Below are 25,424 nucleotides of genomic sequence, written 5' to 3'. Positions count from 1 at the left end.
AAAAAGTTGCCAACGCTACGGCGAATGTCTTCACAAGATCTTAATTCCTGCCCCGGAAACTCGCTTACTGTTGTTTCCATTATAAAAAGGTACAGTTTGGCACGGGTCATTCTTTGCATAATCTTTATCCAAAAGAAGTTCAATTCTGCAGACTAATTTGAAACTGGATGGCGCCAATGCGAAAAGCGCAATAGTCAATCCGCCGGATGAGGGAGCTGATACGAATAGTGGTTCTATCGTAAAACCGGATTGAGCATAGTTTCGACGGCTTTCAGCGCATCTTGAATGCGCGTGGGATTTTTTCCACCCGCTTGCGCGAAATTCGGCTTTCCGCCGCCACCGCCGTCACAAATCTGGGCGGCCTGCTTCACCAGTTCACCCGCCTTGATGCCCTGCTTGACGTAATCCTCGGACACGCTGGCCACAAAAGCGGCCTTCTGGTCTGCATCACCGGCCAGCACGATGACATGGGGCCCGCAGGCTTTGGCCAGCTTTTCGGCAATCAGTTTCAGACCATCCACGCTGTAGTCTTTCAAAAAATGAACCAGCACGGGATGCTCCGGGGTCAGGCGGGCCTGCAAGCCCTTGATTTCCTGCAAGGCCAATTTTTCTTCCAGTCCGCGGATGGTCTTTTCACGGCTTTTCAGCTCATCCACCAGTTTTTGCACCTTGCCGGGCACTTCTTTGGTCGGGCTTTTCAGCAGCTCGGCCATATCCCGCATGTCTAATTCCAGCTGTTTGAACTGTCTATAGGCCTTTTCTCCGGCTACAATCTCAATCCGCCGGACACCAGAGGCAATGGCCCCTTCGGAAACGATTTTCACCAGAGCGATTTCACCCAGTTGCTGAACGTGGGTGCCGCCGCACAGCTCTTTACTGGCTTCTCCGTAAGAAATGACCCGGACTTCATCCCCGTATTTTTCGCCGGTCATCAGGATGGCCCCGGACTGGCGGGCGGCTTCAATGGGTAACACTTCCGCGTTGCGCGCGATATTTTCCTGAATCCATTTGTTGATGAGGTACTCCACCCGGGCCAATTCGTCGGACTTCAGGCCTCGATTGAAGGTGAAGTCAAACCGGGCGCCGTCCGGGGAAACCTGGGAACCGGCCTGGGTGATGGAATCGCCTAAAATGTTGCGCAGGGCCCCTTGCAACAAGTGGGTGGCCGTGTGATGAATGGCCGCTTGCTGACGGGCCACCGGATCGACATGGGCTACAATGGTGTCGCCAACGCTCAAGCCTTCGCCCTGATCGTACAGGCAGTGGTGGACAAACAAATCACCGACTTTGGTCACGTCATTCACCACCACGGTCAGGCCTTGGTAGCCATTATCGCTGGAAAAAGAACCGCGATCGCCTACCTGCCCGCCGGATTCGGCGTAAAAGGGCGTGATGTCCAGAATAGCCTGAAAGGGCTGATTGGTGCCTGCCACTTTTTGTACTTCCTCGCCGTCCACAATCAGTGCTTTGACGGTGGCTGTGGCGCTCAGGGTTTCGTATCCGACAAATTGGGTGCCGCCCACCCGGCTCAGCAGTTCGCTGTAGAGCTGATCTTTCACGATGGCTTCACCTTTGCCCCGAGCGGAGCGGGCTTTGTTTCGCTGCGCTTCCAGCGCGGCTTCAAAGCCATCCTGATCGATGGCGAAACCTTCCTCCCGGGCGATATCGTGGGTCAATTCCAGGGGAAAGCCATAGGTATCGTAGAGCTTGAACACGTCATCGCCGGGCACGGTTTGCACGCCTTCAGCCTTCAGGCGCTCCAGGGTTTCATCCAGAATTTTAGAGCCCCGTTCCAGTGTTTCCAGAAAGCGCTTTTCCTCCAGTTTCACGGTTTCCACAATACGGTCATAGCGGGTGCGCAACTCTTCGTAGGGGTTTTGGTAATGGTTGCGCACGGTGGCTACCAACTGATAGAGGAAAGGCTCCTGGAAGCCCAGATACTTTTTGCCGTAGCGCACCGCACGGCGTAACAACATGCGGATGATATAGCCCCGACCTTCGTTGCTGGGGGTAATGCCGTCGGCTACGGCAAAACTGATGCAGCGAATGTGATCGGCCACAATTTTTAAGGCCACATCGGTATTTTCGCCTTGTTTGTAAGGGATTTTACACAGTTTGGACACCTGATCCACCAGGGGGAAGAGCAGATCGGTCTCAAAGGTGTTGTCTTTCCCTTGAATGACCATAGCAATGCGCTCCAGCCCCATGCCGGTATCCACGTTTTTATGCTCCAGCGGGGTGCGCTTGCCCGCTTCATCCTGAAACAGCTGCATGAACACCAGATTCCAGATTTCCACGAAGCGGTCCTCATCCAGCAAGTCCGGGTTGCTTTCCGGGCTTCCGGCGGGCAGTCCGCCCCGGTCGTAGAAAATTTCCGAGCAAGGACCACAAGGGCCGGTGGGACCGGGTGGTCCCCAGAAGTTATCTTTCTCTCCCCGGCCAATAATCTGGTTTAGAGGAATCCCGGCGATTTCGTGCCAGAGCTGGCGGGCTTCGTCGTCATCTTGAAAGACAGTCACCCACAGTTTTTCCCGGGGTAAGCCCAATTCTCCGGTCACAAATTGCCAGGCGCAGGTGATGGCCTCTTTTTTGAAGTAATCGCCGAAGCTGAAGTTGCCCAGCATCTCAAAAAACGTGTGATGGCGGGGAGTGCGGCCTACAAACTCTAAATCGGAAGCCTTGCCGCTGACCCGGGCGCACTTTTGCACGCTGACCACACGGGGCGGGTTTGGCGGGGGCTCGATTCCCAGAAAAATGGGCACAAAGGGCAGCATGCCCGCCGGGGTCAGCAGTACGGTGGGATTACTGGGCACCAGGCTGGCGCTGGGTTGGTGTTTGTGGCCGTATTGTTCGGCAAAAAAACGAATGAACTTTTCTCGAATGGTCGCGCCTGAAAGTGTGCCCGAAAGTGCCATGTTGCAAGGGATCCTCGTTATACTTTGCATTCAGTGTAACTGAGGGGCATTGAAAGATCTACACCATGCACAGGATTCTGGCCAACCCGCCCGCTCTTCCCCTTGCACAAAACAATGGGATAATAGAACATAAAATCTGGATAGATGGACGAGGGAGTGGTCTATGAGTACCGAAACCAAAATCTTGAGCCGGGATAGCGGCGATAAGACCATTGTGGATATTGAAGCGCAGAACGTGGATTTTCGGAATTGCGAAGCCATTAAATCCTCTGTGGCGGGCTTTGTCTCCCAGGGGCAGAAAAACATTATCCTGAACCTGAGCAAGGTCAGCTTCATGGACAGTTCCGGGCTCAGCGTGATGCTGTTTTGCAAGCGGGTTTGCGACGAAGCCGGAGGCACCTTCGGCGCTTTTGGCCTGCAGAACTACGTCAACAACCTGGTCAATCTGACCAACCTGAACAAGACTATCCCCATATACAGCAACGAGGCGGATGCAGTCAGTTAATAAGGGAACAGCGGATCTGGCAGGTGGTTAGAACCGATCGGCTTTGGCTTTGGTAATGCTGAGCGGTTGATCCAGAATGATGGTCCAGTGTTCCCCCGGTGGGATGGTAACGTGGACGCCCATGGCTCTGGGGCCGCCAAACACCACTTTGTTGTATTCCCCAATGCCCGCTACCCGTTGGGTGGAGAGATAAGGCTTGGTGCCCTGCGTCAGTTTGCCGCCCCAGGTGTGGTCTTTACGGTCGGTGCGTACGTGGGCCTGAATGGGTAGCTTTTCGCCGTTATGCAGGATGATTTCCTGAAACGTTACGGCCAGAATGGCGTCCCGCCCTTGTATGGGCGGCTCAAGCTGGCTAACTTTCCCGATGAATCGAGTGTTTTTGGGGAACATCAATTCTTCGTACAGGTACAGGTGCTGGTTGCTAATCACTTCCACCGGGTCGTCCAGCTGGTTAATCTCCGTGCTGAGCGGGGTTTGCAGCAGGACGTGAAAGGCCGTTCCCGCCGGTAAAGTGTAATTGATAAAGCGTGGATCGGGCTCGCTGCGCTGGACGGGGGGTGATATGGGGATCAGGGAAGTGTCCCCCGCCCGGGCCAAGGGTTGCGCCGAAAGCAGGCCAAGGGCCAGGAAGCCCAACAGGGCCCAGCGGTTTAGCGGTTCACTGGTGAGGATCAAGCGCTTCATAGTTGTCATTGTAAGCGTCTTTCAGGAATTGCCAACCTATGGTTGGGGGATACGGGGGCCGGTGGTATCCTGTAGGTATGACCGCAATCCCTTTTTTCGCCGCGCACCCTTTGCCGGTTTTTTCATTTTTGTCTCCCGAAAGCAAGCGTCAACTGGAGCAATACCTGTTGACCGGCAACACCGCTTTTCGGGAAAAGAAGCTGCTGGAATTCTTCAAGTCCATCGATTGGCTGGATGATGCCACCCTGCTTGGCGATCGGTTGCTGCAAAAGTTTTCGCCCGGCTTTCGGCGGCAACTGGGCCGGGAGATTGCCCACTATCGTCAGGAAAAACTCTCCAGTCGGGCGGAAAATGCCCAAAAGCGGGAAGAATATAAACTGCGGGTGTTCGCTTACTTTCGTCAGCACATGCCCCCTGCGGACAAGGCCTTGCTGGAGAGCCTGCGGGATTTTGAGCTGGACCTGACCGGTCGAGACGTCAATTGGCGGCATTACTTTACCCTGGACTCCTTTAAAAAGATTGACGCCTTTATTCAGGCCAGCCACGAAGAGCGTCAAACCCTGTTCGCCCAATTCCGCAAGGATGTGGAAACCTACAAAAAGAACTACGACAAGATTTATAACGCCAATTACACCGCCGAAGCCCAGCGGGGCTTCACCTTTGACGACTGGTGCGACATGATGGGCGATGAAGCCCCCCGCAATCACCACAAATCCCGCAGTCATCAGGGGAGTGGCAGCAGGCAAGGCTATGCTTCCCGGCCGGACAACAAGATCCTGCAGGCCTTTCAAACGCTGGGGGTCAGTGCCGGGGCTTCGCCGGAGGTCGTGAAAAAGCAGTATCGGCAGATGACCTTGCAGTACCACCCGGATTTACCCAACGGCAACGAAGAAAAAATGAAGGCCATCGTGGGGGCTTATCAGGAACTCCAACGGTATTGGTCAACCCAAGCGGTGGCTTTGTAGTCCTTTAAGCGGCTGTAACACTTTGTGTCAACTTGGGGCAATGCGATAGCCTGCGGATCGCCGACTCTTTATAATGAGACGGTAGGTATGGAGAGTTCAAGCAATGCGGTACTCCTACGAGTGTTGGCCCCAGCAGCCTTTCCGTCAAGCGGAAGAGACGGTGTCCGCCAGCGCCGCTGTGGTTTTGGATGAGCCGCTGTCCATTCAGGAGGCCGACACTGCCGCTGAACAGGCTGAGGGGCTGCGTGAACTGGAGCAGAATCTGCCCTTCACGCTGGAAGAGGGGCTGCACGCATACCGACAGCATCAGGCTCAGCCGCAAGTGGGCCTATGGACTTCCACACCTTCGGTGGAAGAGGCCCACTGGAATGATTTTGCCAAGCTGGTGGCCGATCACGTGCTGGCTTATATGCTGGATAATCCCTTGCAGGAGGAGCTGGCCTCCTTGCGTCAGCAAGGCAGCGAATCCGAGCGGGAGACCCGTCGGATGGCCCGGCAAATTCAGGAACTGGCCCTGGAGAACAGCGCGCTGAAAGTGGCTTTGCATAAGGCCGAGCAGGAATTGGCCCAGTTTATCCCGGTGGCCGGAGGCTTTTTCAAAAAAGGCGACTAGTACAGCCACGAGCCGGTTTTACATCGGTTGATTTTAAAAAGAGCCTCCAACTTCATCGTTTGGAAATTTTGAGTCGGGTTGGGTGTTTGTTTCAGGACAATGGATCAATGCGGGATCATTCCCCCAGGATCTCGCCGTGTCTTCGGATTACTATAGCTGTAGCCTCATTGTCAGTTGTCCGGTCATTGGGAGATAATGAGTGAGCTTTTATCGCTCTGATCCCCTCACGCCCCTTGCCAACCTTGTGAGAATCCCTCTATGTCTTGCTCTTCTTCACCCTCGTCTGCTGCTGTACCCAATGCAAAGGCTTCTGCCAAAGCCCCCCGGCGTAAATCCTTTCCGGAGCAGGTCTGGGATATGCTGGCCTGTTTTCGGTCGGTGCAGTTGGCCATTGTGCTGTTGTCCCTGCTGGCTTTGGCCACTATGGCGGGCGTGTTAATCCCTCAGGAAGGGATTGTGGAGCTTCAGCAAATCAAGCGGGATTTTGGGCCGAACTACCGGATGTTCAAGGCCATGGGCCTGTTTAACGTCTACTCTTCTTACTGGTTTGTGGCGTTGGAAGTGTTGTTCTTCTTCAACCTGCTCTTTGGCAGCTTTCAATGGCTGAAGCCTGCCTATTTGGCCGCCACCCGTAATACGTTTTTCAGCGCCAGTTACATTAAAAATAGTCCCCAGCGGTTGATTTTGGACTCCCCGGAGTCCCTAGAAGCCACCCTGGGACGAGTTTCTGGCTGGTTGCGCAAACAGCGCTACGCGGTTCATGCCGCCCCTGCCCAGCAAGAAGGCGCCGATGCGAAACTGATTTACGCCACCAAGGGTAATTTTTTCCGTTTTGGGGCGGTGGTGGTTCACAGTGGTATTTTGCTGATGCTGCTGGCCTCGGTCTATGGGGTCTTTTTCGGCTTCAAGGCCCAAAAGCTGGCCGTTCCCGGGGAAACTTTCGCCCTGTCCGATTCCCAGATGTTCAGAACCAACATTGATCCCTCGATCTGGCTGGGCTCGGTGCCTGCGTGGAAAATCCGGGTGAACGATTTTCGTATTGAATACTACCCGGAGGGGCAGTCGCCGGGCAATAACGCCGTGGTGAAGCAGTATTATGCCGATCTGTCGGTCTTAAACGCCCAGGGCAAAGAGACCAAGCGGGAAACGATTTCCGTTAACCATCCCCTGGCCGTGGATGACACGGTGCTGTATCAGGCCAGTTTCAACCCCACCGGCAAATTGTTCGTGGAAGTGGACGGCAAGCCCATGACGCTAGAGACCAATACGGAGTTCATGAATCGTCCGGTCAGTTTGACGGAGTTGCCCAATGGACGGGCTTTGCTGGTCTTTCCATTCTTTGTGCAGCAGGACCCGGATGTGACCCGCAACAATGTGGTCATTTTTCTCAGGGACGCCAAGGGGTTTGTGGGCGCTCAGCCGGGAAAGATGCCCCCGAACTTGCGTTTGAGAGAAGGCGAATCCGGGGAGCTATCGGGCATGCGCTTTACCTACGTTAAGCCAGAGATACAAACCGGTCTGCAAATTAAAAAAGGGCCGGAAGTGCCCTGGATGTACCTGTCCTACATCATCATTATTGTGGGCACTATTATGTGTATATTCACCCAGCGGCAAGTGTGGGTGGCGGTTACGTCCACCGGCGACGGGCAGGGGGCTCAACTGGCCTTGACCTTCAAGACCAAGAAGGCAAAACTCAGCTTTATGAAGGAACTACAGCGGTTACAGATGGCGCTGCGGCAAGCGGGCTATACGGATGCCTTGCGGGTGGCATCGATACCGACGACGAGTGAGCCCAGTGCCGAGAAAGTGCCGGTACTGACGTGAGACACACGGACTTGACACAAAATGTGGAAAATGTGGAGGCCTAAGGCATGATTTTTCATCAGGATTGGGAGCAAAACTGGTACTACACCGCTCTCACCCTAACCGCAGTGAGCCTGATATTCTACCTGTTGCACGCCATTCGTCCCAAAACCGTTTTCCGGGAAGCCGGGTGGGGCAGCATGCTGCTCTCTGGCCTGTGTTTGGTGGCCTCTATGGTGGTGCGCTCCCAAAACGCCCAGTATTTTGCCCTGTCCAATATGTATGAGTCCCTGCTGTCCGTTTGTATCGGCTTGCAGCTGTCCTTTGTGGTGCTGGATCGCTGGTTCAAGTTGCGCACCTTGGGCCTGCCGGTGGCCATTATGCTGCTGATTTCCCTGTTTTACAACCTCAGCCTGCCCACGGAAATTCACCCGTTGCAGCCTGCCCTGCAAAGTTACTGGCGTAGCATCCACGTGCCCATTATTCTGCTGTCGTATGCCCTGTTTACGCTGGCCTTTCTCAGTTCGCTGGTCTTTCTGGTGAAGGAAGCCCTGAGCGGCAAGCAATCCCGCTCGTCCGGGTCAGGCGGTCAGCCCGGTCAATTGAGCCCGGCGCTGGCGGGGATGAACGCCTATCTGGATGACAGTCAGCAAATCAATCTGGAAATGGACATTGTGCAGGACAAGGCCAATGTCTATGATGAAATCACCTATCGCTGCGTGGCCTTTGGCTTTCCGTTGCTGACTCTGGGCATTATTCTGGGGGGTATGTGGGCCAACGAGGCCTGGGGCAACTACTGGAGCTGGGACCCCAAGGAGTCCATGAGTCTGGTCACCTTGCTGGGCTATGGCGTTTACCTGCACATGCGCATCAATGGGGAACACAGCCAGCGCACCCTGGCCTGGGTATCCGTCAGTGGCTTTGTGTTGATGCTCATTACCTACTTTGGGGTCAACCTGATGGGGCTGGGCCTGCACTCCTACGGAAAAATCGGCTAGCGCCACAAGAGACGTTTGCCCGCTATGAAGCCAGCCATGGTCGGTGCGCTGGCTTTTGCCGTTTCAGGAGGCCCAGCGATTCCGGCTTTGGTGTGGGGCTAGAGATCGACCATGTGGTTTATAGGTGGCGGCGCATTCAATGTTACAATAGTTTACTAAGGAAAGTGATTGAGACTACCGGGGCTTGCGCCAAGCGGCGTAAGGGCTTCGGCGGCTATGAAAGTAACTGACAATCAGGGTGTGAGCCCGGTAGTAGGGTTTGAGTCGATGTGGACCAAACGCGATTTTAAATTTTGCGGATTTTGCGCCTATAGTCTTGCTATAAGCGTGCTTGGACTGCTTTTGAATAGCGCCGTGGGGATGGCTATGCCCTTGTTCTCCGGGATTACCGGCATTGAAGCCGGTGCCTTGCAGGCGGATGGCAGTCAGCTCATTCGTTTTAGCGCGGATTTGCCGTTTCAGTACCAAACGCAGGTGCTGGACGCCAATAACGTGGTGCTGCGCATCTACAATGCCCGTCTGGGTCAGGCCCTGCTAACGCAGGAGGGGGCGATCAATGTTCTGGCGGGCGGGGCCATAGAATCAGCCAGATTACGATCCGCTGCCCCCACTGCGGCGGGTACGGCGTCCAATTTTCAGGAACTCGTTTTCTCCGGGGCGGGCTTGGGGCGTTTAAAGCTCAAGATTATGGGGGGAGAGGCCTTGCCGGTTAAGGTCACCCTGCCCCAGACAAAATCACAGTCCGTTCCCGAACGGTTGGCCGCTGCTCGTACTCGTCCATCCGTCAACGCAACCGGCAGGGTTGCTCCTGTCGGGCAGCCAGTTGCCAAGGGCAAGCCTTTCAATCCTGGTGTGGGGCGCTCTTTGTCTCATTTAGATGCCTTGAAAAAAGAATTAAAGACAAGTAAGTCCGCCGTCGATGGCTCTGGCTTCGATAAGATGATGGGACAACCGTTGGCCATGATGGCGGTGGCCCCCGAAATCCCTGCGCCTGTGGAAAGCCGTGGGCCTCAAATTGCCTCCGTGACCAGTCTGGCGGGTGGAATGCCGCAAGCGACTGCCGGGCCCGTAGCCCGCTTGGCGGAAAAATCCGTGCCGCCCGTGGCCCCGGAACCGGTAGAAGCGGGCGCCCCGCTCTCTTCAGAAGAAGCCTATCCGGAACCTGCCTATCAGGCTTTGACGCCGCTGCCTCGCTATCAGGGGGGCGCCGCTCCCATTCAGGCCATGACCACGGACGCCAATGGCAAGCCCATTTTGATCCGCCCCAAAAATCAGCCCATCCCGGAGTTTTCCATCAACCAGTCCCCGGAGTCGTTTAACGTGCTGTTTCAGGCCGAGGGCACCCCTGCCCAGCAGCGGGTGGCCAATCTAATGGCCGAATCGCTGAAGGTCTATCATGCCAGGCAATACGCCAAGGCGCTGCCCCTCATTCAGCAGGCCTTGCAATTACAGTCGGACAACGCCGATCTCTACGCGGCGCTGGCTGAAATTCAGGGACAGTTGGCCCAAAAGCAGGAGGCTGCCAAGGCCTATGCCCGGGCTTATCATTACAATCCCCAGCAGTACGGGCAGCCTTACGCCCAGGCGCTGGTGCTGGTAGGTCAGCGGGGCAAGGCCATTGAGGTCTTGACGGCCTTGTATGGCAAAAATCCCAATCAGGCCGGGGTGGCTTACATGTTGGGTACGCTGTATGAAGAGCTGGGCCAGACCGAGCAGGCCTTGCCTTTCCTGAAGCAGGCCGCCGAGTTGCACCCGGGATCGGCGGATATTCAGTACAATCTGGGGTTGGCTTACGAGTTATCTGGTGACAACTTGCTGGCAGAGCGTCATTATCAACGGGCCCTCAGGCTGGACGCCTCCGCCGCGGACGCCCAAAAGGCGCTGACCCGGGTGCGGGCCGCCTCCCGGGAGTAGGGAGAGCCATCGACCTGGCTTATACAGAAAAAAGCACCCGCTCACGGGGAGCGGATGCTTTTTAAGGCTTCTTTAGAGCGCTGATCGTTTATACGGTGGCCGGGGTTTTGGGGTTTTCGTAGACCCAGCCTTCGGTGCTGCGGTTCCAGCTGGACAGCAGTTCATCGGCGCTGAAGAAGATTTTCAACTCACGCTCGGCGCTGGCCACACTGTCGGAGCCGTGAATGACGTTGCGCCCCAGATCAATGGAGAAATCGCCACGGATGGTGCCGGGAGCGGATTCCTTGGGGTTGGTGGCGCCCATCATTTTACGAGCGGTTTCCACCACGTTATCGCCTTCCCAGGCCATGGCCACAATGGGGCCGGAGGTGATGAAATCGACCAGTCCTTTGAAGAAGGGGCGCTCTTTATGCTCGCCGTAATGCTCTTCGGCGGTGGCCCGGGTGATGTGGGCCAGTTTCAGGCCAACCAGTTTGAAGCCTTTTTTCTCAAAGCGGCTGATGATTTCGCCGATCAGGCCACGTTGCACGGCATCCGGTTTCAGGGCGATAAATGTACGTTCCATGGTGAGGGTATCTCCTTTTGATGAGTGGTTGATGACTGGATAATTTCTGTAATTCCGGTTTTTCGCTCACCGCCAAGGCTGTTTTCATCTATTTTTCAGCGGCAGGCACAAAAAAGCATTGTCCAGCGTTTATAGCATATCGAGGCAAAGCCTTCTTTCATTGCGCAATTCATCTTATCCAACCCGTACAAGGATTTCAATTCATGCCCCCTGTTGCCAGTCAGCCGTTTCCAGAGGCCATTTATAACCAGTTACCGGTGAGAGAACGCACCAGGCTGGCCCGAGCCACGGGCAGGCAGTCCGCTTTTTCGTCCGCCAGTTTGCTCAGCAACACTCTGAAAAATCCGGCGGTGGTAAAGCGCTTGCCCAAGGAGACCTTTGGCCCTTACCTCAACACAAGCGGACAAATTAAGTGGTGGCACCGTCTCAAGCTGACCCTGCGGCATTTTTATCACGCCTCGTTTTCCAATTACGCCAAACTCAGCAAGGATTTTGCCAAGCTGGTGGAACGTTTAACCAAGGCCAACGCGCAAGGCCAGTCGGCGGGTTCGCACGCTCCCAGGCAGGCCGCCTCGACTGGCCCTCTGGGAGGCCGGGGCACTTTAATCAGGGATTTTGCCCTGAATATGGGTGCTGCGGGAGCTGGTCATCTGATTGGCGAGCAGTTAAGCGATTGGCGTCAAGACAGAAAGGACAAAAAAGCGCAGGCCGCAGGGGATGATGGCGGGGATTCAGCAGTTGATCACACGGGTGACCCGAAGGACGCTGAAGAACGGCGCGCTCAGGGCCGTGAGGAGCAGGACGAGCAAGCTCGTTCTGAGTCTGGCGATGAGATTTCTGAGGCGGATGGCGATGCCCAATCCGAGGCGGGCTCCGCTCATGACGATGGGTCCGACAACGATGCGGATGATTCCGCCGATGGTTCTGAAGGTGGCGGTGGCTTATTTGGCTGGCTTGGCGGCTTATTTGGCGGTGATAGTGACGGAGGCGGAGGCGATTAGTCAACCCATCTGTACTTGTACTGGCCAGTCATCATGAACCGCTGCTTACACGGCCACAGGGGTTGGAAGGGCGAGCAGGGCAGCGGCAATGCGATCGCCCAGTTCGGCGGTGCCTACTTCCGTGGCGCCTTCACCCATAATGTCAAAGGTGCGATACCCCGCTTCCAGCACCTGTTCAATGGCCGCATCAATCTGGCTGGCCGCTGGGGCGTACCCAAAGCTGTACTCCAGCATCATGGCCAAAGACAAAATAGTAGCGATGGGGTTCACCTTGTTTTGTCCGGCGAATTGCGGGGCCGACCCATGAGAGGGCTCGTACAGGGCGTTGCGTTGGCCGCTGGCCTTGCGTTCCCCAAGGCTGGCGCTGGGCAACATGCCCAATGAGCCGGTCAGCATGCTGGCTTCATCGGATAAAATATCGCCAAACATGTTCTCGGTCAGGATGACGTCAAACTGCCTGGGGTTCAAAATCAGTTGCATAGCCGCGTTGTCCACGTACATATGCGACAGCGCCACGTCCGGGTAGTCTTTGGCCACGGTATTCACCACGTCTCGCCACAACTGGGAGCTGGCCAGCACGTTGGCCTTGTCTACGGACATCAGTTGTTTGCGCCGACTGCGGGCCGATTCAAAACCAATGCGGGCAATGCGCTCAATTTCCGGTTGGGTGTAAACCAGCGTATCGTAGGCTTTTTCCTGAGAACCGCTACCTTCCCGGGCCCGGGGCTGCCCAAAGTAAATGCCCCCGGTCAGTTCCCGAATGACCATGACATCAATGCCAGTTACCACCTCGGGCTTGAGCGTGGAAACATGGGCCAGGCACTTATACCCTTTTACGGGGCGCAGGTTGGCATAGAGTCCCAGCGCTTTGCGGATTTGCAACAGCCCTTGTTCCGGGCGAATTTTGGGATCCAGCGTATCGTACTTAAAATCGCCCACCGAGCCCATCAGTACGGCATCCGATTCCTGAGCCAGTTTCAGGGTTTCGGGGGGCAGGGGAACGCCTGCGGCCTCAATGCCCGCCCCGCCCATGGGGGCGTAGGTCAGCTCAAAGCGCAGGTTAAACTTCTGTTCCACGGCCTTTAGCACCTTCACGGCCTGCTCCATAATCTCCGGGCCAATGCCATCACCGGGCAATACTGCGATTTTATGGGTGGGGCTCATGCGGGTTTCCCTTTCGCTTACCGACTCAATGGCATTATCAAACCATAAAGACCCGCCTGTCAAAACTGGCCCGAATATGCGCTATCCCGTTGAAGGCTGGGCTCAGGCGGGGTAAAGTATAGGTTTCAATCTGGAATGATTTGCCATTTGGTTAAAGGAGTGCGTGGATATGACCGTAGTTGATGGGTGTTCGTTGCGCGTGAAGCACAGAGGGTTGATCGGCATTACCCCCAAGGTGCCCATTAAAGATACGGCCACCCTCAGTTGGGTGTACACGCCCGGCGTGGCCAAGCCCTGCCTTGAAATCGAGCAAAATCACCTGACCTCTTTTGATTACACCATGCGGGGCAACACCGTGGCCATCATTACCGATGGTTCCAGTGTGTACGGGTTGGGGAGCGTTGGCCCCTACGCCGCTTTGCCCATGCTGGAATCCAAAAGCGTTTTCCACAAGAACTTTGCCGGGATTGATGGCATCCCCATCGCCATTGACACCCAGGACGTGGATGAATTTGTGGAGACGGTCCGCTATCTCTCCCCCACTTTTGGCGGCTTCCACCTGGAGGATATCTCCTCGCCCCGGTGTTTTGCCATTGCCGAGCGCCTGAAGCGGGCCGTGTCCCTGCCCATTCTGCACGCTGATCAGCACGCTTCCGCCACCGGGGTGCTGGCCGCCTTGCTGAACGCCCTGAAAATTGTGGACAAAAAAATCCAGAATCTTTCGGTGGTCATCAACGGGGCCGGGGCCGCTGGTATTGCCACGGCCAAAATGCTGAAGCAGGTGGGCGTGGGCGATGTGAAGGTTCTGGATCGCCACGGGGCCATCTATTACCGGCGCACCGAGGGGTTGAACTACATCAAGTCCGAAGTGGCCCGCCTGACCAACCGGGAAGACAAAAAGGGCGATTTGGCCTTCATGCTGCGGGGGGCGGATGTGTTCATCGGCTTTTCCACCGCCGGGGTGCTGACTCCCGATATGATTCGCACCATGGCCACCGATCCCGTTATTTTTGCTCTGGCTTTGCCGGAGCCCGAGATTTCCTATCAGTCCGCCAAAGAAGCCGGGGCCAAAGTGGTGGCCACCAGCCTCAGCAATGCCCCCAACCCCTTTAACTCCTCGCTGGTGTTTCCGGGCGTGTTCCGGGGGGCGCTGGATGTGCGGGCCACGGACATCAATCATCCGATGTTGTGCGCCGCGGCCCACGCCATGGCGGATTTGGTTACCCCGGAGGAGTTAAATCAGGCCATTATCCTGCCGCAACCGCTGGATTACCGGGTGGCCGCCAAAATCGCCCGAGCGGTGGCCCAGGCGGCCATTGAAAGTCAGGTGGCTCAGGTGGCGGTGGCCCCCGAGAGCATCGAAGAGAAAGTGATGAACTTTGTGTACGAGGGCTCCAACGCCTGGGTGGAGGATTTGGCCCCGGAAGACTTGGAAGGCAAAAACAACGATGAAATCTCCCTGATCAATCACAAGCGCTATCACGGGGTGATTGAAACCGTGTCCTACGTGCCCATTCGGGATAATTTCATCTACAACAGCGTCTACACTCAGCCAGAGGCTTCTCGCCCGTGCGAGATGGTTCGGGATAATCCGGATATGGCTTATGAGATGACCTTGAAAAACAATCTGGTGGCCATTGTCACCGATGGTAGCGCCGTGCTGGGCCTGGGCAACATTGGCCCCGGGGCGGGTCTGCCGGTGATGGAAGGCAAGGCCGTGTTATTCAAAACCTTTGGTGGAGTAGAAGCCTTCCCCATTTGCCTGCGCACCCAAAGCGTGGATGAAATCGTGGAGACGGTGAAGAAAATCGCCCCCGTCTTTGGCGGGGTAAACCTGGAGGATATTGCCGCCCCCCGCTGCTTTGAAGTGGAAAAGCGCCTGACCGAGGATCTGGACATCCCCGTATTCCACGATGATCAGCATGGCACCGCCGTAGTGGTGCTGGCCGCCCTGCTGAATGCCGTCAAAATTGCCGACAAGCGCATGTCCGATTTGCGCATTGTGGTGAACGGGGCGGGTGCTGCGGCCTTAAGTGTTTCCAAACTGCTGCTGAAAGCGGGGGCCAAGGATATCATCATCTGCGATACCACGGGGGTGATTTACAAAGGCCGGGAAAAAGGCATGAACCAGTTCAAGCGTGACATTGCCGAAATTACCAACCTGGCCGACGAGCGGGGTGATCTCCATTCCGTGCTGAAGGGCGCCGATATGTTTCTGGGCCTGTCGGTGCCCGGCCAGCTGACTCAGGATATGGTGCGCACCATGAACCCCAATCCCATCATCTTCGCCCTGGCCAACCCGGTGCCAGAAATTATGCCGGATGAGGCCTACGCCGCCGGAGCCAAGGTCATGGCCACCGGTCGCAGCGATTTCCCCAATCAGGTGAACAACTCGCTGGCCTTTCCGGGCATCTTCCGGGGGGCGCTGGATGTGCGGGCCCACCAAATCAACGATGACATGAAAATCGCGGCGGCCTTTGCCATCGCCGAAATGATTACGGATGAGCAATTGGCCGCTGGCACCATTATCCCGGGTGCTTTGGACTTTCGGGTGCCCCCGGCGGTGGCCGCGGCGGTGGCCAAGGCGGCCATTGAAACGGGTGTGGCCCGCAAAAAAATGGATCCGGCGGATGTGGCCAGACAGCTGCATCACTTTATTGCCGAAGGCATGCTGGCCCCGGCCATTTAGCCCCACCGCTTTGTCCTGAACGCTTTTACCCGAAACGCTTTTACAGCCCTCTGGCCAAGCAGTTCTGTTTTGCGGCTGGCCGGGGGCTGTCTGGCCTTGGGGGTTTTCCCCGAGCGGGCCGGATACTCAAAAGCCGGAGGCCTATGGCAAGGGCACGTCCGGCTTTTTGATGCGGGTGCTTTGGTTTGAATTAGTGCTGTTGCAAGGGCTGGGCGGAAATCGCCGCTGGATTCTGGTGCATTTCCTGCTGGTGCTGTCGATCTTCCACCTTGCTGTAGATCAGCATCAGCAACAGGGCCGGAATGCCCAGCAGGGTCAGCCAGACCCACACGGATAAGTTAGCTTCTGGCTTGATCAGCGGGTCAATTTGATAGCGGAATATCGATTTGGAAGAGTTTTCAGCCATAGTGGAAAATCCTTTCGCCAGAAACGGAACACAATGGCCTTATTGTAATACAAGAACCCATGGCTTGCGGAAAGGAATATGGGTCGCCTTGAGAGACTTACTGCGGATAGTCTCTTAGATAATGCGTTCTTTCAGGGCCTTGAGGGCGGCGGCGGTTCGGTCTTCCACCTCCAGCTTCTGGAAAATGTTTTTAAGGTGGGTTTTCACCGTATTCATGCTGATGCACAGTTTGTCGGAAATCTCGGCGTTGTTCAGCCCCTGGGTGACCAGTTTCAGCACATCGATTTCCCGTTCGGTGAGAGCGCTGGTGCCATTATTCTCCGGCAAGCCCACCGGCCTGTGGTTGGGGAGAAGCTGGTTCATAACAATGCGGGCGATTTTGGGATCGATCCAGCAGGCCCCATGGGCCGTGGACTTGATGACATGCACCAGCATCTCCGGCGGGGTTTCCTTCAGGCAGTAGGAGTTGGCCCCGGAGCTGAAGGCGTCCAGCACATCGGCCTCCTCTTCGTGCGAGGTCAGCATGACCACTTTGATTTCGGGGTGTCTGTTTTTAATGGACTGGGTGGCTTTGACCCCGTCCATAATGGGCATGCCAATGTCCATTAAAATCACGTGAGGCTTGAGTGAAGAGGCCATTTCCAGTGCCTGGCTGCCGTCTTCGGCTTCGCCGATGAACTCAATCTCGTCCTGCACGTTTTTCAGGGTAGTTTTAATGCTGATGCGGGTCAAACGGGAGTCGTCCACGACCAAAACCCGGATTTTAGCGACCTTGCCGTCTGTCACCAGACATCCTCCTGTCCTGGGCAAGCTGTGGCTTGGTATTAACCATAAAACTGACTGCCGCGCCTTCGCCTTCCGTACTCTCCACCCATAAGGGGTTGTAATGAGCCTTCAGCACCTGATAACAGTTAAACAGGCCCAAGCCGATGCTCATGGGGTTTCTGCCTTTGCTGGCGGCAAATTGCTTGAATAAGCGATTGAGATCATCGTTTGAGAAGCCAATACCTGAGTCCTGAATCACTACTAATAGTTTATCGTCTAATTTTACGGGATGTTTTAACGATGTGTGCTGGAATGAACTAACTTTATAAACAGTACTACTGCCATAATTACCAGCGTCCAGAATTCTGCATTCAATTTTACCGTGAATAGGCGTGTTGGAGATAGCGTTACTAATTAAATTGTGTAAAACCCGTTTAATCTCCATGGGGTCGGCGTATGCCATCAGCGGGTTTTGCTCGCTTAATCCATATTGCAGGTTGAGTTGAATTGATTTTTCCTGAGCCAGTGCCTGTAATTCACCAATGGTCTTTTCCAGCAATTCCCCCAGATGAAAGCGCTCATACAAGAGGGTGGCTTCGCCGGACTCATAGCGATAGACTTCCAGCAGCCCGGTCACCAGGGACAGGCAGGACTGGTTGGACGATTTCAGAATGCTGATGACTTCGGTTTGCTCCGGGTTGAGTGGGCCGTAGGCCTCTTTCAAAAAGTAGGCCAATGTTTGCTTTTCCGCCAGCAGGGGGACTTTGAGGTCGTGGGTCAGGGTGGCCACAAAGTCGTCCTTCAGCTTATGTTCCTGGCGGAGCCGTGCAATCATGTGGTTAAAGGCTTCCCCGAGCTGCTGAATCTCCAGCACGCCCCCCACGTGAATCTGATCGCTTTCCTTCATCACGCTCTCCCGGTTGAGCGCCCGGACCTGCCGAATGAGCCTGAGCAAGGGCTGGGTGATGGTTCGTCCGGCCAGCATGGCCAGTATGGCGGAGAACATCAGGCTGGCCACGCCAATCAGGTAAATGGCCACATAGAAGTTGTCCAGTAATTCCAGGTAGGGGGACAGGGGCAGGATATGCACCACCCGGGCCAGCGGGCGATTCTCTGGAGTGTAGATGACTTGCCCCTGCGCCCGGAATGACTTCTTGTCCACAACCAGCGTCCATTGATCCTGCCCCGTTTGTGAGGTCTTGTCCAGCAGGCGTTCCAGAGTTTGCTGCAACTGGGGTGCCGCTTCTACCTTGCCGCCCTGTACCTGCCATCCCGCGGGCGGCCTGCTTGGAACGCCCTCTGTGTCAGGGCCTGTGGCGTGAATCCAAATGCCCGTCTGGAGGTTGTGGATGCTTTTGAAAAGCCCGTTAATCAGGACATCATCCAGGGGGAGCGCGTAAAAATAGCGCAGGGAATGCCCTGCCAGTTTGCTACTGCTCACCAGATACAAGGTGTTGTCCATTTGCACCCAAAAAATTTCCCGGCTCAGGGTTTGGGTTTCCAGCGTGTCAGCCAGATCAAGAGGCAGAAGGGGCTTGAGGGGCAATTGCCTCAGTCCCTTGCGGGGCAAAAGGGTGACCTGTTGCCGCTGGGGATCCAGAACCAGGCACAACAAGCCGGGACTGTTGGGGCATTCCAGCTGACCATTGGCTATCTTGCCGTCAATTTCCCGGCGCAATTGCCCGAGACGGGCTTCGGTCTGCTCCAGGGTCTGGGTAAAAAGATCCTGACTCAGGCGGAGTTGCTCATCTTGCGCTTGCTCCATGTGCTGGGTCAACACGTTCAGGGTAAAAATAATCAGGGTACACAGGGGAATAAACAGCAGAATCAGAAACAGCATTAAAAAGCGCGTGGTAATGGTATCCACGCTGGCTGGCAGCAGTTTGGCCATGATTTGCTTCCAGTGCTGGGCCAGTTTTGAGTAGAATGGTATGACGTGATGATGCGGCACGATCAAAGCCCACCTGATCCATCTTGTTTGTGGACGACAAAAAGTTGTGGATGGAAAAATGCTCTGCAATCGGTATCGGCTGAAATGCAATCGGCTTGAATCAAACTTGTACCGAAATTAATAAACGATACCTCACCCTTCTCTCTCCCGCTTTTGTTGACTGTTGTTGAAACCCTCGGATGTGACTGGATGCACTTACCCCCCTCAGCTTCCAAAGCCAGCGACTTCCCCATTCAGCGGGATGCTGAATACGAGCGGGTTTTTCGTCGAGACACCCGGCGTCAGCAGGCCCGACGGCTGGCCCATCGACTGGGCTACTGGTATGAGAAACTGTGGGTGGCCCCCCGTTGGCAGCGTCGCGCTCAAACGGTGGATTCGGTGAACAGGCCCCGTTTGTCCACCTGCATTATGACTATGAACTCGGCGGAGCGCATCCAGCCCTTGCTGCGTTATGTTCGTCGCTTTTCCGATCAGGTTGTGGTGGGAGTGGACAGCAAAACCACCGATAACACGCTGGCCGCTTGTGACGGTCTGGCTGATGAGTTGTTCGTGATTCAGAGTGATGCCCTGACCTGCAACGCTGGGTTGGAAACCCTGGTGGATCGTTGTCAGGGGGACTGGGTGCTGCGTCTGGATGATGATGAATTTCCGGAGCCCCATTTTGAGGCGCTGGTGACCGGGCTGATGCTGCAGTCCCGCTATACCCACTTTAAAATCCCCCGGCTGCATTTGTGCGAGGTTGACCCCATGCGCTGGGTGGATGATAGCTACCTCTATCCGGATTACCAGATGCGCCTGTTCCGTAACGATAAGCGCTTGCTGAAGTTTCCGGGGGCCGTGGGACACTTGGGCATCGAATGCCAGGGCCCCAAGGGGCGACTGAACACCGTCAATCTGGTTCACCTGAATCTGGCCATTAACCCCCGTTTCAAGCGGGAGGCCAAGCTAAGAACCTACATCGAGCGGCTGAAGGGCGGCTGGGTGCATCCGGTCAACGAGCATGCCCTGTTGTTTGAGGATTTCAACTACCGCATCAAGTCCTATCACTACCCTGATGACGACTTTTTGGCTCTGCTGAAAGAGACCACCCTGCACCAGCGGGCTTTATATGAGCAAGCTGCCGCTCAGGCCGCACGCATCTAGACACATTCGGTCCGCTTGACTCAAGTCAGATTGACTCAAGGCCCCTGCTGCGTGGACACTTCCTTTAAAAATTCGTCCTTGGAGCGAGTCAGGCGCAGGATAAACCACAGCCGGGCGAAGCGTTGCAGGGCTTGCCGATAGTCCGGGTTATCCTTGCCAAATTCGTAAGCAATGGCATTCAGGCTTTGTTGGGCCTGACTCAAGTCGGCTTTCAGGCGGCGTTGCTGTAGCTTGGACATAGGGGCACCTCTCCCGGTGACGCAGGGGGGCAGGACGCGCTCAGGCAGTCACCATTCATTGAAAACCACCAGAAAAAAAGTCAGTGAAGAATCGCGTTTCACAATCTCTCTCTAAAGAATATAAAACAGATTCCGACTGGAAATTGTCCAGGGCCCATGATGGCGAGTGGTGTCTAGAGCAAGGCTTCGCTGAGTTCACTGCTGGCCGGGGAGGCCGTGGTTTGCATGGGGCCACCGGCGTAGGTGCGTGTCCAGAAAACATCAAAGCCAGAGGCAGGGAAGGCCTCGTTGATGGCTTTACGGACGGTGTGACCGCCTTCGGTGAAGCCGATCATAGCCGAACCACTACCGGTCAAGAGCGGGCGGCGAATGCCCGCCTCTTTCATCTTGCGAGCGGTTTGCCCCAGCAATGGGTATTCGGGAAATAGCACCTTTTCAAAATCGTTCAGCAAATAGGACTCCAGATCCACTTCATCGCGCAAGCGACGTTTTTGTTTGCCGTCTTTCAGGGCCATCAGGATATGCTCGGGAGAGCGTGTTTCGTAACGGGCCCCGCTGGCGAAGCGGTGATAGGCCATGCCGGTATCGATATTCAGGTTGCGGGGTTTGATGACCACCAGCCCCATTTCTTCCACCATGCTGGTGGGCAGGGGTTCTACCACTTCGCCTTTTCCGCTGACCAGGGCCAGACCGCCGCTAATGAAAAAGGGCACATCCGAGCCCAGTTTGGTGGCCATGTTGCGCAACGCCTCGGGGCTTAACTTGGCGTGGGATAGATGGTTCAGGATGATCAGCATGGCCGCCGCGTCGGAACTGCCGCCGCCCAGCCCGGCCTGCATGGGAATTTCCTTTTGCAAATGCACTTTCAGTCCTAATGGGGGCAACTCGGTTTCGTCCCAGAAGAGGCGATAGGCTTTGACCACCAGATTATCCTTGGCCCGATATTCCAACTCCGGGATGTTGCAGCTGAACTTGATAGTTTGCTGCTTGCCTTCCTGCAAGGGGCTGACATCCAGCCGATCCCACAGCCGGATGGCCTGCATGACCGAGCATAACTCGTGGTACCCATCGGCCAGTCGGGGGCGAATGTTCAGAAACAGGTTAACTTTGGCTGGCGTTTGAACCGAAAGCATTACTCAACTCTCCGAAGGTCACAACTGAGATGGCTTCTGCGCGCAGGTTGGTATCCACCCCAACTTGCGCAAAAATTTGATCAATCAAGGCCCCACTGGCAAAGGAGCCGCCCATCAGGGCGTTGCGCACGGTTTTGCGCTTCTGGGCGAAGGCGGTGCGCACCAGTCTGGAAAACAGGTCCAGATCGTTCACCTGAATCTGGGGTTCAGGGCGGGGAAACAGGGTCACCACCGCTGATTCCACCTTGGGGGGCGGATAAAAATCGGAGGCGGGCACCACAAAGTCAAAGCGGGGCTCAAACCAGTACTGCAAGGCGATGGAAAGCGGGTTAAAGGCCCGTTGGCCCGGATGGGCGCAAATTCGTTCGGCCACTTCCTTTTGCACCATGACCGTAAGCTGGGTGATTTGCTGGCGCAGGGGGTAGTGGGCCTGATACAGCTCACCGGCCAGCAAGAACATAATTTTAGAAGTAATTTGATAGGGCAGGTTGCCCACAATCTTGAATTTGGGGGTGGTGGCGGTGAAGCTCTCAAAATCGAATTTCAGAATGTCCTGCTCCACCAGATGAAAGTTGGGATGCTGTCCCACAGGGAAGCGGTCTCGCAAATGCTTGCACATGCGCCGATCCAGTTCCACAGCGGTCAGCTGGCAGCCGGTGGCCAGTAATTTTTCGGTAAGAAAACCGCCGCCGGGGCCAATTTCTAGCAGTTGATCGGTGGGGCTGAGATCCATGAGGTCGCAAATGGCCTGCAGCACCGTTTCCCGAATCAGGAAATGCTGGCTGAAGCGCTTTTTTAAGCGGAGGTGGCGGGCTTCTTCAAGGAGTGGATTATTGGTAGGACGGGGTTTTTGAGGGTAGGATGGCATTTAGGCAAGAGGCTCTGGTTGGGATTCTAGGGCAAGGTAAGCGGCTCCCACGATACCGGCGTGGTTACCCAGCGCGGCGGGCACCAACTGGAAGGCGTCGCTCATGGAACGCTCCCGGGTGCGCTCCAGCAGTAACTCAAAATCCACGAACTGGGCCAGGCCGCCGCCCACCACAATCATGTCCGGGTCCATCACGTTGATCAGACTGCTCAGGCCTACGGCAATATGGTGGTGCCAGTCATCAATAATTTGCTGGCCAATGTGGTTGTTGTCTTTCCAGGCGGCAATGACCGCATAGGTGGTGACTTTGCCGTTCTCGCAGTATTTGGCTTTAAATTCCTGTTGCGCCGTTTCCGGGGCGGCTTCTACGGTCTGCTCCGCGGTAATCTGCAGGCCGGTGCCAGAGGCAAAGGCCTCCCAGCAGTCCCAGCGCCCGCAGGTGCATTTGCGTTCCCGTTTGTGGGCAATGGCGATATGGCCGCCTTCTCCCGCATAAAAGTGGGAGCCTCGATACATTTGCCCGTTAAACACAATGCCCATGCCCACCCCGGTGCCCAGGGTAATGGCAAACATGTTTTGGGAGCCCTTGGCGGCCCCACAGCGCCACTCGCCGTAGGCGGCGGCGTTGGCGTCGTTTTCCACATGCACGGACAGGCCGGTTTTGGCTTCCAGCAGTTCTTTCAGGTTGGCGATATTCTTAAGGGCGGGCATATTGCCAGTAGAACCCAGAATGCGTCCGTGAATGGAGTCCACCACCCCGGCGGTGGAAATCCCCACGGCAGACACGTTATGTTCCGTGTGCAATTTCTGGATCATCTCCACCAGGGTGTTCAAAAACGTTTCAGAATCGGTGGGGGTGGGGCTGTTCAACAGGGAAGCCAGCTCATCTTCGCCGGTGGCGGGGTTGTGACGCACCACCGCCGCGTTAATTTTGGTGCCGCCAATGTCAATGCCGATGGGAGGCTGTCCCACTGCCAGCCGGGAAGGGCTGTGATAGGGTTGGGGGTTCGGTTGGGAAACAACGGTATCTTTCATGGCGCTGCTCTCTTTGGCTTGGACGGGCGGGCTAGTGAATCTGGTCGAGATAGGGTAAGGATGACACTGGGAATAATACGTGTGAATCAAAATTGGGATGATTTTACCGTAAAAGCGGGCTTCATGCACCGGGTTGCCGGAAATGGCTGGTTGACCGGGCAATGGCCGGAATGTCCTCTGTGGCTGGGGACTCTGCGTCTTTTGGCAGTCCTTTCGACTTTTGAGCGACCATTTGCATTACAATAGTGCCAATTGAACGGCTTGGTCATGGTCTGTTCTGAGCCCCCTGTTTGGAGCCGGAACGCTGAGCGTATACAGCCGTTCAACCCCTGACTCAAGCGGATACCCCCCCTCATATTGAACAAGGACAGATCGCCTTTATGCGTTTCCCCCTCCGCAAACTGATTTTCCTGATCCTGCTGACCTTTGCCGGGATATCCATGTGGTTGATTTTCACCACACCGGGTCGCAAACCGGTGGTCATTTCCGTTTACGAGCCGCCCATCATCAAGGCGGAGCAACGCATTGAAGAGGTGGGCAAGGTGGAAACCGACAGCAAAGTGCCCGCTCACTTTTTACTGTACAACGTGGGCGGCAAGCCGCTCAAGATTGTGGATGTGCAGACCTCCTGCGGCTGCACGGTGGCCAAGCTCTCTAAAACCGTGGTCTATCCCGGCGATTTTACCCGTCTTGATGTCTCTCTGGATACCAGCATCAAGCTGGGCAAAGTGCGCAAGCAAATTACGGTGAAAAGCAACGATCCCAAACGCCCGACCCTGCCGTTATTTTTGGTGGGCGAAGTATTACCCAAAAAAATGGCCAGCCATGCCCCCATCACGGTGCAGGCTACCGATCGGCTGGTGTTGTTCAAGGGGGAATGCGCCACCTGCCACGTGCAAGCCGGAAAAGGCAAAACCGGCAAGGCGTTGTTTGTGGCCGATTGCGCCATGTGCCACGGGATCAATGGGCAAGGGCACCTCAGTGCCGGGCCTAGCCTGTTGACGGGCAATTACGAGGACGCGGCCTATCAGGCCCGAATGCGCAAGATCATCGCCGAAGGGTCAGCCCAATCGCCGCAAATGCCGCCGTTTTCCAATCAGCATGGTGGCCCGCTGAGCAATGACGAGATTGATTCTCTGGTGGCTTTTTTGAAAGTGCAAACCATGAAACAGCGCATGGGCCTGCTGACTCAACCGGCGGCTGATGAGGCTGAGGATCAGGCCGCTTTTGAAGAGGCCCTGCGTCAACCGCACTAGAACTTGGCACGGCATTCCTGGCGGAGTCAAAGGCCATAGGCTCGGCTTTTATCGGCCGGGGCGAGGTTGCTCCAGCCGTCGGCGTTCTTCCTCCAGCGCCTGGGCGGTTTTGCCCACCAGTAAGGCCGCCTGGGAGCGTACCAGCCAGCTGTCATCCTGCAAAGCGGTCACGGCCAGAGGCAGGTAATGTCCGCTGCATGTGCCCACTTGCCCCTGCTCCACCATTTCCAGAAAAGCGCTTAATACGGTCAGCCGAATATAGGGAGCCTGTTTGCCCGGGTTGGTGCGGGCCTTCTCAAAGGCCATACTCAGATGGGTCAGGGCGGCAGGGCCCAGGCGGCCCATGGCCTCGGCCACGTTTTTACGCACGGTGGGGTCATCGTGGCCTAAAATCTGGCTGAGCGGCTCCAAAGCGGCCCCGGCCTTCAGAGTGCCCAGAGCGTAGGCGGCATTGGCCACCACGCTGCCTTCCCGATCCTTTAAATGCTCAATCAAGACAGGAATCGCCTGCTCCAAAGGTGGGGCTCCCGGTCGGGTCACCGCCGTGTTTTTGCCCGCCCCACCCGCGGACTGAAAGGCGAACACCTGTTTGCCCTCAAACTCATAGTCAAATCCGGCCCGACGCACGGCCTCTTCGGCCTCCTCCAAGGTGGCGAACAATTGGGCTTCCGCCCCGGCCGGGTTGGGGATGAGCAGACGGCCTTGCGGGCTGCTGATGGCCATGGCGGGCACGGCGAACCAGGTTTCCGCCTGCCCACTGGCTGAGCGTTTCTGGATTTTTTTAATGGGTATGAACGTACTCATAGGCTCTA

General features: G+C 55.9%; 22 protein-coding genes and 1 pseudogene. 11 read left to right on the top strand and 12 right to left on the bottom strand.

Translation table 11 applies throughout. The features are described from left to right. Positions 1 to 233: 233 nt before the first annotated feature. Positions 234 to 2,915, bottom strand: a complete 2,682-nt coding sequence (alaS, locus tag DF283_RS12300; protein WP_303675179.1) for an alanine--tRNA ligase — start codon at positions 2,913 to 2,915, stop codon at positions 234 to 236. 163 nt (positions 2,916 to 3,078) lie between these two features. Between alaS and DF283_RS12295 the strand changes: the two genes are divergently transcribed. Beyond that, the gene (locus tag DF283_RS12295) at positions 3,079 to 3,420 is read left to right on the top strand and encodes an STAS domain-containing protein (protein ID WP_303675178.1); all 342 of its coding nucleotides are present in this window, start codon (positions 3,079 to 3,081) and stop codon (positions 3,418 to 3,420) included. Positions 3,421 to 3,447: 27 nt separating this feature from the next. Here DF283_RS12295 and DF283_RS12290 read toward each other — a convergent pair whose 3' ends face one another. Beyond that, positions 3,448 to 4,113 (bottom strand): hypothetical protein, encoded by a 666-nt coding sequence (locus DF283_RS12290; protein ID WP_303675177.1) that lies wholly within the window; start codon positions 4,111 to 4,113, stop codon positions 3,448 to 3,450. A 68-nt stretch (positions 4,114 to 4,181) separates the two neighbouring features. Here DF283_RS12290 and DF283_RS12285 point away from each other — a divergent pair, with 68 nt between their 5' ends. The 5 genes from DF283_RS12285 to DF283_RS12265 all read left to right on the top strand — a co-directional run bounded on the left by DF283_RS12285 (position 4,182) and on the right by DF283_RS12265 (position 10,397). Next, positions 4,182 to 5,069, top strand: a complete 888-nt coding sequence (locus DF283_RS12285; protein WP_303675176.1) for a DnaJ domain-containing protein — start codon at positions 4,182 to 4,184, stop codon at positions 5,067 to 5,069. 103 nt (positions 5,070 to 5,172) lie between these two features. Then, the gene (locus DF283_RS12280) at positions 5,173 to 5,682 is read left to right on the top strand and encodes a hypothetical protein (RefSeq protein ID WP_303675175.1); all 510 of its coding nucleotides are present in this window, start codon (positions 5,173 to 5,175) and stop codon (positions 5,680 to 5,682) included. 357 nt (positions 5,683 to 6,039) lie between these two features. Beyond that, positions 6,040 to 7,506 carry a cytochrome c biogenesis ResB family protein gene (locus tag DF283_RS12275; RefSeq protein ID WP_303675174.1) on the top strand — a complete coding sequence of 489 codons (1,467 nt, stop codon included), beginning with the start codon at positions 6,040 to 6,042 and terminating at the stop codon, positions 7,504 to 7,506. A gap of 47 nt (positions 7,507 to 7,553) precedes the next feature. Next, a complete protein-coding gene (gene ccsB, locus DF283_RS12270; protein WP_303675173.1) occupies positions 7,554 to 8,483 on the top strand; it encodes a c-type cytochrome biogenesis protein CcsB in 930 nt (309 codons plus the stop codon). A gap of 366 nt (positions 8,484 to 8,849) precedes the next feature. Beyond that, complete coding sequence (locus DF283_RS12265; protein ID WP_303675172.1) at positions 8,850 to 10,397, top strand: tetratricopeptide repeat protein; 1,548 nt, start codon at positions 8,850 to 8,852, stop codon at positions 10,395 to 10,397. Positions 10,398 to 10,485: 88 nt separating this feature from the next. On the opposite strand, the gene ndk is transcribed toward DF283_RS12265, so the two are convergent. Further along, on the bottom strand, positions 10,486 to 10,962 hold the full coding sequence (gene ndk / locus DF283_RS12260; protein ID WP_303675171.1) for a nucleoside-diphosphate kinase: 477 nt from the start codon (positions 10,960 to 10,962) through the stop codon (positions 10,486 to 10,488). Positions 10,963 to 11,165: 203 nt separating this feature from the next. Between ndk and DF283_RS12255 the strand changes: the two genes are divergently transcribed. Beyond that, the gene (locus DF283_RS12255; protein WP_303675170.1) at positions 11,166 to 11,963 is read left to right on the top strand and encodes a hypothetical protein; all 798 of its coding nucleotides are present in this window, start codon (positions 11,166 to 11,168) and stop codon (positions 11,961 to 11,963) included. Between the two features lie 45 nt (positions 11,964 to 12,008). On the opposite strand, the gene leuB is transcribed toward DF283_RS12255, so the two are convergent. Continuing rightward, positions 12,009 to 13,127, bottom strand: coding sequence for a 3-isopropylmalate dehydrogenase (gene leuB, locus DF283_RS12250; protein WP_303675169.1), 1,119 nt, complete (start codon positions 13,125 to 13,127; stop codon positions 12,009 to 12,011). 169 nt (positions 13,128 to 13,296) lie between these two features. Here leuB and DF283_RS12830 point away from each other — a divergent pair. Then, positions 13,297 to 14,433, top strand: a pseudogene (locus DF283_RS12830) (NAD(P)-dependent malic enzyme); the annotation flags it as partial. A 123-nt stretch (positions 14,434 to 14,556) separates the two neighbouring features. Beyond that, on the top strand, positions 14,557 to 15,816 hold the full coding sequence (locus DF283_RS12825; protein ID WP_443083021.1) for an NAD(P)-dependent malic enzyme: 1,260 nt from the start codon (positions 14,557 to 14,559) through the stop codon (positions 15,814 to 15,816). 190 nt (positions 15,817 to 16,006) lie between these two features. On the opposite strand, the gene DF283_RS12240 is transcribed toward DF283_RS12825, so the two are convergent. The 3 genes from DF283_RS12240 to DF283_RS12230 form a co-directional block, all read right to left on the bottom strand. Continuing rightward, complete coding sequence (locus DF283_RS12240) at positions 16,007 to 16,222, bottom strand: hypothetical protein (protein ID WP_303675166.1); 216 nt, start codon at positions 16,220 to 16,222, stop codon at positions 16,007 to 16,009. A gap of 114 nt (positions 16,223 to 16,336) precedes the next feature. Continuing rightward, positions 16,337 to 17,008 (bottom strand): response regulator, encoded by a 672-nt coding sequence (locus tag DF283_RS12235; protein ID WP_303675165.1) that lies wholly within the window; start codon positions 17,006 to 17,008, stop codon positions 16,337 to 16,339. Next, positions 16,986 to 18,938, bottom strand: a complete 1,953-nt coding sequence (locus DF283_RS12230; protein WP_303675164.1) for a HAMP domain-containing sensor histidine kinase — start codon at positions 18,936 to 18,938, stop codon at positions 16,986 to 16,988. Before DF283_RS12230 ends, DF283_RS12235 begins: the two co-directional genes overlap by 23 nt. Positions 18,939 to 19,127: 189 nt before the next feature. Between DF283_RS12230 and DF283_RS12225 the strand changes: the two genes are divergently transcribed. Further along, the gene (locus DF283_RS12225; RefSeq protein WP_303675163.1) at positions 19,128 to 20,081 is read left to right on the top strand and encodes a glycosyltransferase; all 954 of its coding nucleotides are present in this window, start codon (positions 19,128 to 19,130) and stop codon (positions 20,079 to 20,081) included. Between the two features lie 35 nt (positions 20,082 to 20,116). Here the strand turns inward: DF283_RS12225 and DF283_RS12220 are convergent, their stop codons facing one another. The 4 genes from DF283_RS12220 to DF283_RS12205 all read right to left on the bottom strand — a co-directional run bounded on the left by DF283_RS12220 (position 20,117) and on the right by DF283_RS12205 (position 23,356). Next, a complete protein-coding gene (locus tag DF283_RS12220; protein WP_303675162.1) occupies positions 20,117 to 20,320 on the bottom strand; it encodes a hypothetical protein in 204 nt (67 codons plus the stop codon). Between the two features lie 173 nt (positions 20,321 to 20,493). Further along, complete coding sequence (ispE, locus tag DF283_RS12215) at positions 20,494 to 21,453, bottom strand: 4-(cytidine 5'-diphospho)-2-C-methyl-D-erythritol kinase (protein WP_303675161.1); 960 nt, start codon at positions 21,451 to 21,453, stop codon at positions 20,494 to 20,496. Then, positions 21,422 to 22,321 carry a 16S rRNA (adenine(1518)-N(6)/adenine(1519)-N(6))-dimethyltransferase RsmA gene (gene rsmA, locus DF283_RS12210; RefSeq protein ID WP_303675160.1) on the bottom strand — a complete coding sequence of 300 codons (900 nt, stop codon included), beginning with the start codon at positions 22,319 to 22,321 and terminating at the stop codon, positions 21,422 to 21,424. Before rsmA ends, ispE begins: the two co-directional genes overlap by 32 nt. Next, positions 22,322 to 23,356 carry an ROK family protein gene (locus DF283_RS12205; RefSeq protein WP_303675159.1) on the bottom strand — a complete coding sequence of 345 codons (1,035 nt, stop codon included), beginning with the start codon at positions 23,354 to 23,356 and terminating at the stop codon, positions 22,322 to 22,324. 380 nt (positions 23,357 to 23,736) lie between these two features. Here DF283_RS12205 and DF283_RS12200 point away from each other — a divergent pair, with 380 nt between their 5' ends. Next, positions 23,737 to 24,612: a DUF1573 domain-containing protein gene (locus DF283_RS12200; RefSeq protein WP_303675158.1), complete on the top strand. Its 876-nt coding sequence runs from the start codon at positions 23,737 to 23,739 to the stop codon at positions 24,610 to 24,612. A gap of 48 nt (positions 24,613 to 24,660) precedes the next feature. Here DF283_RS12200 and DF283_RS12195 read toward each other — a convergent pair whose 3' ends face one another. Continuing rightward, entirely contained in the window at positions 24,661 to 25,416 is a 756-nt protein-coding gene (locus tag DF283_RS12195; RefSeq protein ID WP_303675157.1) for a HEAT repeat domain-containing protein, read from the bottom strand. Positions 25,417 to 25,424 lie beyond the last annotated feature (8 nt).

Origin of the sequence: Vampirovibrio chlorellavorus (genome assembly GCF_003149375.1) — a bacterium.
GTDB classification, from domain to species: domain Bacteria; phylum Cyanobacteriota; class Vampirovibrionia; order Vampirovibrionales; family Vampirovibrionaceae; genus Vampirovibrio; species Vampirovibrio chlorellavorus_B.
The sequence above is the reverse complement of the archived record's forward strand: the minus strand, read 5'-3'. Positions and strand labels throughout refer to the sequence as shown.